A 13,766-nucleotide genomic window follows, 5' to 3' on the forward strand; every position below is an offset into this window, starting at 1 on the left:
TTGAGCGCTCAAAAAACTTTACCTACGCCTCCCGAGCGCCTAACCTCGCCGCAACCAACAGGAGAGGCCAATGGGGCAGTACGACAGATATGACGCCATCGTTGCAGGGGCCGGGCACAACGGCCTGACAACCGCCTGTTATCTTGCCAAGGCCGGGATGAGAGTCCTTGTCGTCGAGAAAAACGACTGGATCGGCGGTGCTGCTGTAAGCCGCTCTCTCCACGAGGGCTGGACCTATTCCAACTGCTCTTATGTCTGTTCTCTGCTTCGCCGCGAAATCGTGCGCGACCTCGAACTCCCCCGTTTCGGGCTTCAGGTGATCCCTTACGAGGGGGGTGCCAGTTTTACGCGCGACGGAGACTATTTCGCCTATCATTCCGATCATGACGCGCTGCGCCGGGAAATCGCCCGCCACGAACCGCGTGATGTCGATGCCTATGACCGGTTCAGCCAGACGGTCATCCGGCAGTGCCGGTTCATCCGGCCCTTTCTGCTTCGTTCCGCCCCCGATCCGACCTCTTTCAAGGTCCGCGACCTGCAGGAGCTACTCTATTTGGTCAAACGCGCCCACGGGTTGGGGGCAAAGGAACTGGCCGAGACCCTCCGTTTCTGGACCATGTCTATCGGCGACTTTCTCGACGAACACTTTGAAAACGACCTGATCAAGGCGCATCTTGCCGGATCGGGCATTATCGGCACCGGTCTTGGCGTCTACTCGCCCGGTACCGCCTATGTTCTTTTGCATCATTACATGGGTGATGTTGACGGTGCGATCGGCGCCTGGGGTTTTGCACGCGGCGGGATGGGCGCGATCAGCAAGGCCCTAGGCGACTGTTTCGAAGAGGCGGGCGGCAAGATTGTCACCGGCTCGGGTGTAGACCGTTTTCTGGTCGAAGGCGGCAAGATCATTGGGGTGGCGCTGGAAAACGGCGATGAATTCCGCGCACCGATCGTCGCCTCGAACATGGATGTGAAACGTACCTTCCTTGAACACACCGACGCCAGGGACCTGCCCGAGGATTTCACCCGCGCCGTCAAACGCTTTAAGATCCGCGGCTCAAGCGGCAAGCTGAACATCGCGCTGGACGCGCTGCCGGAATTTCCCGCCGCGCCCAAGAATGCCAGTTTCCTGCGCGGCGACCTGCACTGCTCGACCTCGCTTGAAGAGCTCGAACGCGCCTATGACGACTGGAAAGAGGGCCGGTGGTCGTCCAATCCCTATTTCGACATGCTGATCCCCAGCCAGATCGATCCCACGATGGCCCCGCCGGGCAAGCACATGATGACCGTCTTCGTGCAATACGCGCCTTATGACCTTCTGGCCGACGGCAAGCGCAGCGCCGAAAACTGGACCGAAGAGCGCAAGAGGGCCTTCGCCGACTGTGTCTTTGACAAGATCGAAGAGGCCTGCCCCGACATTCGCCAGCGCGTGGTCCACGCCGAGATCAGGACACCAAGAGACATCGAGAGGGAGGTCGGCTTGACCGAAGGCAATATCTTTCAGGGCGAACTCACTTTTGATCAGCTGCTGTTCAACCGGCCGGTGCCCGGCTATGCGAATTACGCGACACCGATCGACGGCATGTACCTCGTCGGATCTTCCGCTCACCCCGGTGGCGGCGTGATGGCAGCGCCCGGCGCCAATGCCGCGCGTGAAATCCTGCGCAAGCTTGGCAAGACCACCTCGAACGTGGCGGCTGCGGCATGAGTGAAAAGTTCGATGCAATCGTGATCGGTGCGGGTCACAACGGGCTTTCCGCCGCGGCTTCTCTTGCAGCGCGTGGCAAGTCGGTCTGCGTTCTTGAACGTGCCGATCATATCGGCGGCATGGCCTCAGACCGGATGGCGCACCTTCTCTACAATCCGCTGCCGCGCGGTGTTCAGGCTCAAACACGCAAAATAGACACTGTTTCCATGTCCCCCGACGGCAAGCATGTTGTTCTGCGCGATGGCATTGCCAGCTACGCCTCCGGCGAGGCGCACCCAGATGCCACCGCCTTCAAAACCCTGCATGACCGTCTGGTTACCTATGCCGCCCTGCTCAACACGCTCGCCGAATCCGCCCCGCCGGGTCTCGATCAGGGGCTTACCTCGCCTGCCGGCCTCCGCGAAATGTCACGTCTGGCCAAGCTTGGGATCGGCGTGAAACGTCTGGGCAAACCCGAGATGCGAGAGTTCCTTCGTATCCTCCTGACCAATGTCTATGACCTGCTGCTTGACGAAATGCCCGATGGCCCCCTGCCCGGCGCGCTGGCATCTGACGCGGTGCGCGGTGCCTTTGCCGGTCCCAGATCGCCCGGTACCGTGCTGACGCTGATGTACCGGTTGCGCAACGGCGGGTCTGTCTCGCTTCCCACTGGCGGGATGGGAACCATCACCAATGCCTATGCAGATGCCGCCCGTAAGGCAGGGGCCGACATCCGCTGTGGCGTCGGCGTCACGGGCGTCATTATCGAAGACGATATCGTGCTTGGTGTCACCACCTCTGACGGAGGTCAGCTGCTTGCCCCGGCCGTGCTGTCAAGCGCAGGCCCCATGCAGACGATGCAGATGGCCGGTATACCCTCTTTTGATATCGAGGCCGTGCGCCGGGCCCGGAACCTTCGCGCCAAGGGGACAACGGCCAAACTGAATATAGCGTTGAAAGGTCGCCCGGGATTCGCCGGTCTTACCAAGGAACAGGCAAAATCGAGACTTTTGATCGCCCCCTCCGTCGCGGAGGTCGAACGCGCCTTCAACCCGGCAAAATACGGCGAACTGCCCAGCGCACCGTCTCTTGAGATAGTGATGCCGGATGGGCAGGACCGCCTCTCTGTGATCGTTAGCCATGTGCCCCTAGATCTCAAATCCGGTTGGACCGAAAAGGCAAGCGGCACGCTCACCGAAACCGTGATTGCCACCATCGAAGCCTATGCCCCGGGCCTGCGTGATCAGATCGCCTCGACAGACCTCCTGACACCTGCCGATATCGCCCACCTGACCGGCGCGCCGGGCGGCCACTGGCACCACGCTGAAATGGGACTCGACCAGATGCTCACCACAAGACCGACGGTTGGAATGGCCCGTTACCGCTTTGGCGTGCGGGGCCTCTATCTCTGCGGCGCCTCGGCCCATCCGGGCGGCGATGTCACCGGCATGCCGGGGCGCAACAGCGCCGCGCAGGTACTTCTCGACGGGGTGGCATGATGGACGGACGAATAGATACCGACAGCATCGCCGCCGTCCCGACGGGACTTATCCCCGGGCCGGTACAATCGCGCCTCGAAAAGATCAGCACGGCGAAAAGCTGGGGCAACTGGGCCGGATATGTCTCGCCGCTGGTGCTGGACACGGTGGAATTCGAATATTTCGCGATCCGTAATCAAACGACGCTCTTCGATGTCTCTCCGATGCACAAGTATCGCATCACCGGACCCGAAGCCGAGGCGATGCTGAACCGCATGGTCACCCGTGACATTCGCAAGATCAAACCGGGCCGCGTCGGGTATGCGCTCTGGTGCGATGAAGAGGGCATGGTGATCGACGATGGCACCCTCTTCCGCTTTTCCGAAACCGATTTTCGGCTTTGCTGCCAGGAATCCATGCAAGGCTGGCTGCTCGATGCCGCATGGGGGTTCGACGTCACCGTCGAAGACGAAAGCCATTCCATCGGGGGCCTGTCGCTTCAGGGTCCGACGTCCTTTTCCCTTCTTGATGCCGCGGGTCTTTCCGCCGTCGCTGACATGAAGCCTTTCGATCTGAGAGAGATCGAACCCGGTCTCTGGATCTCCCGGACCGGTTTTACCGGCGATCTTGGGTATGAACTCTGGACCGACTGGCAAAAGACCGGTGCGCTCTGGGACCGTCTCTGGGAACAAAAGCAACCCTGGGGCCTGCGCGCCATCGGGTCCCACGCGCTTGACATGGTCCGGATCGAGGCGGGATTCATGGCGGCCAAGGTCGATTTCCAACCGGTGCTGACGGCCTCGCGGCTCGGTCGCGGGCGCTCGCCACTCGAACTTGGTTTCGACAGGCTGGTCGATTTCACCAAGGGACACTTCAACGGCCGCCGCGCCCTTTTGAAACAAAAGGAATGCGGCCTGCGTCACCATTTGATCAAGCTTGAGATCGGCGGCTTCAAACCCGCCGACGGCTCATTGATCTATCACCGAAAGAAACGCGAGGTCGGACATGTGACCTCAGCTATCTGGTCCCCCACCGCCAAGCGCAACATTGCGCTGGCCGAGTTGAAAGCCCCCTATGGCGGTGAAAAAATCAACGATCTCTGGGCCGAGGTCTATGTAAACGAAGAAGGCATCTGGGACAAACGTCTTGTCCCCGTGACCGTGGTCACCGATCCCTTTTTCAGGAACGACCGGGCGCGGGCCACCCCGCCCCGGCCTTTCTGAACGAACCAAAGGAATATGAACGTGAGCGATACGATTGCACCCCAACTGAGTAACGAACCGAACATGGAAACGCTCCATGAATGGGACCGTCTGCACCAGATCCACCCTTGGGCGGCCATGGACGACTATCAGGGCTATGACAACATGTTCGTCGACACAGCCGACGGAATCTATCTCTGGGACGGGAACGGCAAACGATTTATCGACGGCCCCGGCGGCATGTGGTGCGTCCAGATCGGTTATGGCCGTGACGAAATGGCGGATGCCATCGCGCAGCAGGTAAAGAAACTGCCCTATACCTCGCCTTTCACCAACACGACTGAACCCTCGGCCATCCTGTCAAAACGACTGGCCGAAATGGCGCCCGGCGATCTGAACAACGTGTTTTTTACCACCGGTGGCTCGACAGCAGTGGATACCGCGCTGCGCACCATGCATTTCATGAACAACCGCCTCGGGCGGCACGACAAGAAAATCGTGATCGCGCGGGAAAAGGGCTATCACGGCTCGACCTACCTTGCGCATTCCGTTACCGGCAAGGAACGCGACAAGAACCGTTTCGACGTTGAAAGCCGCCTCGTCCGCTTCCTCCCCGATGTGAACCCCTATCGCCGCCCCGACGGGATGAGCGTCGAGGAATGGTGCGATGAAAAAGTTGCTGATCTTGAAAAGATGATCGCCGAAGTCGGACCCGAGAATGTCGGCGCCTTCATCGCCGAACCGATCCTGTCCTCGGGTGGGGTCATCGTCCCGCCGCCCGGTTATCACAAGCGCACCTTCGACATCTGCCGCGAACATGACATCCTCTATATCTCGGATGAGGTCGTGACCGGTTTCGGACGTCTCGGTCACTGGTTCTGCTCCGAGGAAGTCTTTGGCATCCAGCCCGACATGATCACCTGCGCCAAGGGCCTGACCTCGGGCTACCTGCCGCTCGGTGCCTGTATCATCTCGGATCGCGTCATGGAGCGCTGCGCCTCTCCCGACGATCCGGCGCTTTTCTCCAACGGTTACACCTATTCTGCGCACCCGGTAAGCTGCGTCGCGGCGCTGACAAACATCGAAATCATGGAACGAGAAAACATCCTCGAGCACGTGCGCGAGATCACGCCCTATTTTCAGGAACGCCTCCGCGCACTCAAGAAATTCCCGATCGTCGGCGATGCACGGGGCATGGGCCTTCTGGGATGCATCGAAGGCAAGGGAAAAACGCTCGAAGAAGAGCGCGAACTTGGCAATATGATTGACGCCGCCTGCGAGGAACTGGGGCTTTTGGTCCGGCCGCTGATCAATATGGCGGTGTTTTCTCCACCCCTCGTGATCACCCGGGCACAAATCGACGAAATGTTCGACCTGCTGGAAAAGGCGCTCGAAAAGGTGACCCGCGATCTCGCGTAGGATCCACCCCGGCATCTTCGCGATTGCGCGACTCTCTGTCGGGGTGTTCTCATCCTGCTTACTGCCGCGCCAAGGGGGGATAAAATTTGTTTGAGCGCTCAGTAAAACGTTGAGTCACGACACGATAGCCCATAGCCTGAAAGCCATGGAAAAGGCGCGCGCGGTCCGCCGCGCGGGTCAAAAATAACAAATCAACAGGGAGCTACCCATGAACATCCTAACCAAGACGGCAACGTCCGTTGCAGCGGTTCTGGCACTCACAGCAGGAACTGTTCACGCTGCCGATCCGGATCTCGTTGTTTTTGACTGGGCCGGATACGAAGACCCGGAATTCTACACCAGCTACAACGAGGCGCACGGCGACGCGCCGACCTTCTCCTTCTTCGGCGACGAAGAAGAAGCCTTTCAAAAACTGCGGTCTGGCTTTCAGGCAGATGCAGCGCACCCCTGTGCACAATCTGTACCGAAATGGATCGAAGCCGGCCTTCTCCAGCCGCTCGACACTTCCAAGATCACCTACTGGGACGATCTGGATCCCGCCTTCCGCGATCTCGAAGCCTTCCAGAAAGACGGTGAGTACTACTTTGTCCCGATCGACTGGGGCAACACCGGTCTGACCTACAACACCGAATTGCAGAACGAGGAAGACGTATCCTCGCTGCAGGCTTTCGCCGATCCCGCGAACCAGGGCCGCGTGTCCATCGGCGATAACGTCGATGATGCCTATGCGCTGGGCTTCCTCGCAACCGGCGTCAAGGACTGGGCAAACGCCACCGACGAAGAGTTCAAGGCCGCATCCGATTTCCTGCGCAAGGTTCACCAGAACGTGCGCTCCTACTGGGACTCCGGCTCATCCCTCGCGCAGCTGATGCAAAGCGGCGAAGTCTATCTTGCATGGGCCTGGAACGAGACCTTCTCGACCATGTCCGGCGAAGGCCATCCCATCGCCATGAAGCGTGACACCAAGGAAGGCGCTTCAAGCTGGGTCTGTGGCTATGTTCACCTCAAGGACGCGCCCGGCTCTGATGAAAAGTTTTATGATTTCATCAACGCATGGCTCGAACCCAAGACCGCCGATTATATCGTTAACGCCTGGGGCTATGGACATTCCAACATGGTTGAAATGGGCAAGATGAGCGAAGAGGACCTCTCTGCCGTTGGTCTCAACACCAGCGAAAAACTGCGTGAGAATACGCTCTGGCAGGGTCCGGTTCCGGCAGAGCTGCGGGAAAAGATGATCGCGGAATTCGAACTGATCAAGGCCGGTTTCTAAGCAACCCCCGAACCCGAAACTCGGGCCATCGAGACAGTTTTCGCCAGCCCCGGCTCAACCCGCCGGGGCTGGATTTTTTTTAGCCTGACTGATTTCGGTTCCGCCTCGCGTGCAACTACGTGCACCAACGAAAAACCGGTATCATCCCTGCGAGCCTTCGACAGGAGAAAGAGATGCTGGAATTACGACCCAACTGCGAATGGTGTGACAAGTCACTACCGCCTGACGCCACCGATGCGCGGATTTGCAGCTACGAATGCACCTACTGCGCCGAATCCGTCGAAACCGTCCTGTTCAACGTCTGCGCGACCTGCGGCGGCGGGCTCGTCCCCCGTCCGATCCGGCCCCGGTATGCCCATCGCGAACAACCAAAACTCGGCCTCGGTGTTCATCCCGCCAGCACGAAACGCGTTCACTCGAAATGGTGCGGCCAAGACGTCAGCGAGATCAGCCTCAAACTCAGGGACATCCCGCCGGCTAAACGCTGATTTATCCCGGTCGACGGGCGCGCAGATGGTGCGGACAATGCTCACCGCTGGCCAAAACCTTGTTCATGGCCGTCCATGTGCCAATCTGACCGGCGATGAACTCTTCACCGAACCGCGACTCGAGTCGCGCCCGCTCTGGCCCGGTGAGATAGGCATATTCTTCTTCCGCCACTTCCTTGTACCACGGGTTCCGGTTCAAAAGGGAAATCTTCTCGAACCCCGCCGCCTGAAGCGCCTTGTCGTAGCGGTCGGGCGAGGCCATCGCGAAATCCAGATCCTCGGCCGTGATATAGGCCTTCATCTCCGCCGACGGTTCTCCGTCATGCGAAATCAGCCAGTCCGACGCGGCAAACCAGCCGCCCGGGCGCAGAATGCGGAACACTTCGGCTGAAAGCGCCTCCTTGTCAGGAATATGGATGATCGAATCCTTTGAATAGACCACGTCGAAACTTTCATCGGCAAAATCGAACGGGCCCGGCGTGACCTCTCGGATCGTGACCCGGTCAGCGACTCCTGCCGCATCGACACGGCGCTGCGCCGCCGCACAGACATCGCGTTCCACGTCGATGCCGACAACCTCTGCCGCGCCGCATTCCTTAGCCAGCAACACGGAAATCGCGCCCGAGCCGCAACCAATATCCAGTACGCGCTTACCTTTCAGATCCAAGCCCTGAACCACGCGCAGCGCCTCCTCCTCACCGCCCGGCGAAAGGTATCCCTCTCCCCAAAGGTCTTCGAGGAAATCGATATGGAGATCGTCGTAAAGAAGCTCGCTGTCGCTCATGCTTTCCTGCCCATCCGTTCAAGATAAAGATCGAGAAACCGCTTGGTAAAGGCTTCCATCCCGGCCAGCGGACCGGGTTCGTAATAGCGGGAATTCACCCCCTGCTGGTTCTTTTCGATGATGAACTTGTCGGCCTTGGTGGTGACATCCCACAACCATGTAAGGCGCTCGCGGTCATAATCGCGCCCCTCCTCCGCATCCTCGCGTACCAGCCAGATGATTTCCTGTATCGAATTCTGGGTATCGACCGGGATGAACCGATAAAGCACCGCATGATCGTTGTAGATCAGAACGGGATTAAAGATCCCGACATAAAGATCGCAGGCCGCCTGATCGAACCCCCTGATATCCCCCAACAGCGGAGCAACCTGCTTCCCGTCTTCGCTCCCGGTATCCGTTCCCTCATAAAGCGAATGACGGCTGACCGTGTAGTCGACCGATCCCGGCGGACACAAAGGACCAACCCGATCCACTGTATCCCTCGGAATGCCCAAGGCTTCCGATCGCGGGATCATCGCCTCGTTCAGCGGTTCCATCCGGTCGAAATCCATATGCGTGGGATGCGCGCGCGCAAATTCCGGATGGGCCGGCGCGCAATGGTAGCATTCGTTGTAATTCTCGACGAGCAGCTTCCAGTTCGCCTTGACCGGATAACTTACCCGATGCGCGATCCTTGTATTTTCAAGCTGGAAAGGCGAAAGGATTTGATCCAGTTCGGCCCGGGCCGCTTCGAAACTTGCAGGATCTTCGGCAAAGGACACAAAGAACAGACCGTGGAAAATTTCGAAGGGCACAGGCTTTAGCCCAAGCGCCGACTGGTCCAGCCCCGCATCCATCAGCCGGGCAGAGAACAGGCTGCCATCCAGGTTGTAGGTCCAGGCGTGATACGGACAGGAGAACCGCCGCGCGTTGCCGCGCTGCTCAAGACAGACCCGTGATCCCCGATGACGGCAGACATTCGCGAGCGCGTGGATCTCACCATCTCCGTCCCTCGCGATGATGACAGATTCCTCCATCATCTCGAAAAGCAGGAAATCCCCCGGCTCGCGCAGCTCGCTGATGTGACCGGCGAAATGCCAGTCCGACATGAAAACCCGTTCCATATCCTCCCGAAAGATTTCGGGAGAGGTGTAGAACCCCTGCTCAAGCGCATACCCATCGCGATGACGCGAAAGCATCTCGAGCAGACTTACCTCGGTTTTGCTCTTGGTATGGGCGGTCATGGCCTCACTCGAACAAAACGATGGATTCAGCACCCCATCCCACACGCACCTCGCTCCCGGCCGGAAGAACAGAGCGACCGGCGGTATTGCGCATCGACAATGTCACCGGCGCCTTCGTCTCGTTCAGCGCCACGCTGTAATAGGTCATATCCCCGTAATACGACGTCGAGGTCACGACCCCCTTGGCCACAGCCTCGGCCGTTTCCCGTTCGTCGAACAGGATGGTGAGCATTTCGGGCCTGACCCCCACGGATTCAACCGAATTCGCATCCAGCCCGTCCGGTACATGGCTTGCAGGTACCGTGACCTTGCCCAGCGCCGGAATATCCAGACTGACGCCCGCATCGCTTTGACCCGTGGTCCGCGCATCGAGGAAATTCATGACCCCGATAAAGGACGCGACCCGCTTGCTGACCGGGTGCCGGTAAAGCCCCTCGGGGCTGTCGATTTGCGCGATGTCGCCTTCGAACATCACTGCGATCCGGTCCGACATGATCAGCGCTTCCTCCTGATCGTGGGTCACGAGGATGAACGTAATTCCGATGGATTGCTGCAACTGGCGCAGTTCGACCTGCATCTGCTCGCGCAGCTTCTTGTCCAGCGCAGACAGCGGTTCGTCCAACAGAACCACCTTGGGCCGCATCACCAGCGCCCGCGCCAGCGCCACCCGCTGCCGTTGTCCACCGGAAAGCTCATGCGCCGCGCGGCCGCCGTAACCGGACAGATCGACCATCGACAGCGCCTTGTTGACCTCGTCGGTCACCTCGCTTTTCGGCAGTTTTTTCCGCTTCAGCCCATAAGCCACGTTTTCAGCCACGCTCAGATGCGGAAAGATCGCATAGGACTGGAATACCATATTGGTGGGCCGCCGGTTTGCCGGAATGCCCCGCATCGACTTGCCGTCAATCACGATTTCCCCGCCACTCGGATCTTCGAACCCGGCGATCATCCGCAACAGCGTGGTCTTGCCGCACCCCGACGGCCCAAGCAGCGAAAAGAACTCGCCTTCGCGGATATTCGCATTGATGCCGTTCAGCGCTTTGACGGTGCCGAATGACTTGGCCACGTCCCTGAGTTCGATGATCGGCTTTTCTGACATATTATATGAAACCTCCGGCGGCAGCTTCGACGCCCTGTCGTTTGGCCGAACGCTGACGGAACCACTCGGCAAGAATAAGAAGGATAATGGACAGAACCAGAAGGATTGTCCCAAGCGCCATGATCGACGGCAGTTTGCTCGGGAAACGCAGCTGGCTCCAGATATAGACGGGGAGAGTCGCATCGGTGCCCGTCAGGAAGAACGCAATGATGAACTCATCGAGTGAGATCGTGAAAGTGATGAGAAGGCTCGAAATCACCCCCGGCAGGACCAGCGGAAAGATCACGCGCTTGAACGTGCCCCAGTTGGTTTCGCCCAGATCGAAAGACGCTTCTTCAAGGTTTCGGTCCAGACCCTGAAAGGCCGAACTCAGGATCGCGATGGAATAGGGCATGCAGATCAGGATATGGCCCGCGATCACCGTCCAGAGCGACAGGCTGAACCCAAGTTGCATCAACACGACCAGCAACGCGACGGCGACGATGATTTCTGGCAGGACCAGCGGCAGCATGATGAAACCGATAACGCCCTTCTGTCCCGGGAACCTGTAACGTGCGGCCGCCCGCGCCGCACAGGCGCCCAGCAATGTAGAGACCACCGCCGTGGTGACGGCGACGAAAAGGCTGTTCTCAACCGAACGTGCCAGGGCATCGTTGTTGACGAGCACAGTGAACCATTCGGTCGTGAACCCGCTCAACGGAAAGGCGATGATCGTCGATTCATTGAAGGCGAACAGCGGCAGCAGGATCACCGGCGCATAAAGGAACACCATGTAGAGAAAGGCATATACCGCCAGCCAGTTCCAAAGCTTCTTGGCGCGTCCCGGTCTCATTGCACACGCCCTCCGAATTTCTTGCCGACAAGGAAGATCACAAGGCTGATCGAGGATACGATCACCATCGAAGACACGGCCAGCGCGGCCCCAAGCGGCGCGTTATTCGCCTTGCCGAACTGGATCTGGATCATGTTCGAAATCATCAGCCCGTCGGTCCCCCCGACAAGGCGCGGCGTAACGAAATCGCCGACGGTCGGGATCAGGACAATCAGGGTCGAAGCGATCACACCCGGCATCGCCAGCGGCAGCGTCACGCGAAAGAACCGGCGCACGGCCCCGTCGCCAAGATCCTCCGCCGCTTCCAGCAGCGACCGGTCGATCTTTTCCAGCGCCACGAAAATCGGAAGGATCGCAAAAGGCGCCCAGGCATGGGCCAGCGTAATCACCACCGCATTCACGTTATAAAGCAGAAAGGTCAGCGGCTCATCAATGATCCCCAGCCCGGTCAGCGCCGAATTCAGCACGCCGTTATAGCCGAGGATGACCTTCCACAGGAATACCCGCAGCAGGTAGCTGGTCCAGAACGGTATGGTGATCAGGAACAACCACAGCGCCTTGCGCCGCGTGACATGGAAGCTGAGGTAGTAGGCAATGGGAAAGGCCAGAACCACTGTTACCAGCGTGACCACCAGCGACACCCAGAGCGAGCGAAAGATCAGGGTCCGATAGATCGGCTGCGTCCACGCTTCACGATAGTTGTTCAGCGTGATCGTGGTGTCGATATCCAGATAGTCCTGCGTCCAGAAGCTGAACGTGACCACCGTCAACAGCGGCGCCGCCAGCAGCAACAGTGCGTAAACCAGTGTGGGACTTATAAGCGTCAGCCCCTGTCGCGCTTCCCGGCTCAAAATCATGCGCGAAACCGGCGTTCGCACAGGTCTAAAGTCACTGCCATTCTCAGCTTTCCGCCTCGACCAATGCCGCATTCTGCTCGGCAAGAGTTCCCGGTGCGGGCTCCTCCTCGTTCAGAACAGGATACAGCTTGCGCAACTGATCGTGATAGCTTTTCACCCCGGCCTCCAGATCCGACAGGATCACGCCATCATAAGCGCTCGACTTGGCCGCTTCCCAGCTCCATTCGATTAGCTGCTCGTCTTCCTTGCTGGTAATCCTGTCGATCCGCCCGCTGAGGTACCGGGCGATCCGCATGCGCCGGTCCTCGTCAGGTCGACGATAGCAAGCGGCGCGCTGAACCGTCTTGCCGAAATCGACCGGAAATTCATGATAGAAGATCACTGAATCCGGGTAGATTCCAAAGACCAGATTGGGGAACACCCCCACGTAGAGCCATGCGCGCTGATGGTCGGCATCCAGCGTATTCACCTGCGGCAGGATCTTCTTGTAGTGCCGTACGCTCCAAAGCTTGCTGTCTGCCTCGCGAAAGGACGAAAACGACCGGCTTGTGCCATCCTGAAACGGTTCATCGAAATAGTTCTTGCCAAAAAGGTCATCCAGACCGGGATGGGCCATCGGCACGTGGTAGCCTTCATTGTCGACATCTCGCACGCATTTCCAGTTTGCGCGCATTTCCTCGTGCGAGACTCCATTCCCGTCGGGCACAAGGCTCGCCAGATCATACTGGGCCAGCTCTTCGTCGAACCGCGCCATGATCTTGCTCATCGGCTCCTGCGGGCCCGGTTTGAAACGGACAAAGACAAAACCGTTCCAGATATCCATCTCAAGCGGTTTCAGACCCCATTTCACCGGGTCCAGCTTAGGCAGCGTGTCCGGGCGGGAGGCCCCGCGCAGCGTTCCATCGAGGTTAAAGACCCAGCCGTGAAAAGGACAGATAATTGCGGACCGGCAATGGCCTTTGTCGTCCCCGACCACGCGCGAGCCTCTGTGGCGGCAGAGGTTATGAAAGGCGCGGACCTCACCATCTTTGCCCCGGACGACCAGCGCACGTTCATCGACGAAATCCATCGCCATGTAGTCGCCGCTTTCCGGGATATCGTTGACGTGACAGACCAGTTGCCAATGCCGTCGGAAAAGCAGCTCCTTTTCCTCCTCCAGCATTTCCTCGCTGAAGTAGCTCCATGCGGGCAAACCCGACCGGTCTCCGTTGATCTTTGCGTCTCCCGTCGTCCTCGCGGCCATTTCCGGCTCCTTTTCCCTGAGGTCCCGGCGACCTTAGCAAGAATTATTTGAGCGCTCAATAAAAATTAAAAGATTTCGTGGCGACACCCGTGATCCAGCCATTATCTTGTGCAAAATGGCCGATGCAGCGCATGCCTAGCGCCGACCCGATAGAGAAATTCCCCTCATCAAAACGAAAAAG

General features: G+C 58.9%; 12 protein-coding genes. 6 read left to right on the forward strand and 6 right to left on the reverse strand.

The features are described from left to right. Positions 1–70: 70 nt before the first annotated feature. The 6 genes from ACU0FH_RS09135 (at position 71) to ACU0FH_RS09160 (ending at position 7,547) form a co-directional block, all read left to right on the forward strand. Positions 71–1,708, forward strand: coding sequence for a phytoene desaturase family protein (locus ACU0FH_RS09135; RefSeq protein ID WP_446194324.1), 1,638 nt, complete (start codon positions 71–73; stop codon positions 1,706–1,708). Continuing rightward, entirely contained in the window at positions 1,705–3,186 is a 1,482-nt protein-coding gene (locus ACU0FH_RS09140) for a phytoene desaturase family protein (protein WP_446194325.1), read from the forward strand. The genes ACU0FH_RS09135 and ACU0FH_RS09140 overlap by 4 nt, the downstream gene beginning before the upstream one ends. Further along, positions 3,183–4,388, forward strand: a complete 1,206-nt coding sequence (locus ACU0FH_RS09145) for an aminomethyltransferase family protein (RefSeq protein ID WP_446194326.1) — start codon at positions 3,183–3,185, stop codon at positions 4,386–4,388. Before ACU0FH_RS09140 ends, ACU0FH_RS09145 begins: the two co-directional genes overlap by 4 nt. 63 nt (positions 4,389–4,451) lie before the next feature. Continuing rightward, complete coding sequence (locus ACU0FH_RS09150) at positions 4,452–5,786, forward strand: aminotransferase (protein ID WP_446194579.1); 1,335 nt, start codon at positions 4,452–4,454, stop codon at positions 5,784–5,786. A 208-nt stretch (positions 5,787–5,994) separates the two neighbouring features. Then, positions 5,995–7,059, forward strand: coding sequence for an extracellular solute-binding protein (locus ACU0FH_RS09155; protein ID WP_446194327.1), 1,065 nt, complete (start codon positions 5,995–5,997; stop codon positions 7,057–7,059). A 173-nt stretch (positions 7,060–7,232) separates the two neighbouring features. After that, a complete protein-coding gene (locus tag ACU0FH_RS09160) occupies positions 7,233–7,547 on the forward strand; it encodes a DUF1272 domain-containing protein (RefSeq protein WP_446194328.1) in 315 nt (104 codons plus the stop codon). Between the two features lies 1 nt (position 7,548). Here the strand turns inward: ACU0FH_RS09160 and ACU0FH_RS09165 are convergent, their stop codons facing one another. Genes ACU0FH_RS09165 through ACU0FH_RS09190 form a run of 6 tightly spaced genes read right to left on the reverse strand, consistent with a single transcriptional unit; the run spans position 7,549 to position 13,585 of the window. Further along, positions 7,549–8,331: a methyltransferase domain-containing protein gene (locus tag ACU0FH_RS09165; RefSeq protein WP_446194329.1), complete on the reverse strand. Its 783-nt coding sequence runs from the start codon at positions 8,329–8,331 to the stop codon at positions 7,549–7,551. Then, positions 8,328–9,554 (reverse strand): aromatic ring-hydroxylating oxygenase subunit alpha, encoded by a 1,227-nt coding sequence (locus ACU0FH_RS09170; protein WP_446194330.1) that lies wholly within the window; start codon positions 9,552–9,554, stop codon positions 8,328–8,330. The genes ACU0FH_RS09165 and ACU0FH_RS09170 overlap by 4 nt, the downstream gene beginning before the upstream one ends. 4 nt (positions 9,555–9,558) lie before the next feature. Then, entirely contained in the window at positions 9,559–10,653 is a 1,095-nt protein-coding gene (locus ACU0FH_RS09175) for an ABC transporter ATP-binding protein (RefSeq protein ID WP_446194331.1), read from the reverse strand. A 1-nt stretch (position 10,654) separates the two neighbouring features. Then, entirely contained in the window at positions 10,655–11,485 is an 831-nt protein-coding gene (locus ACU0FH_RS09180; RefSeq protein WP_238372181.1) for an ABC transporter permease, read from the reverse strand. After that, the gene (locus tag ACU0FH_RS09185) at positions 11,482–12,342 is read right to left on the reverse strand and encodes an ABC transporter permease (protein WP_446194332.1); all 861 of its coding nucleotides are present in this window, start codon (positions 12,340–12,342) and stop codon (positions 11,482–11,484) included. Before ACU0FH_RS09185 ends, ACU0FH_RS09180 begins: the two co-directional genes overlap by 4 nt. Before the next feature lie 43 nt (positions 12,343–12,385). After that, on the reverse strand, positions 12,386–13,585 hold the full coding sequence (locus ACU0FH_RS09190; protein ID WP_446194333.1) for an aromatic ring-hydroxylating oxygenase subunit alpha: 1,200 nt from the start codon (positions 13,583–13,585) through the stop codon (positions 12,386–12,388). Between the last annotated feature and the right edge of the window lie 181 nt (positions 13,586–13,766).

The sequence above is a fragment of the Heliomarina sp. genome, assembly GCF_052826185.1.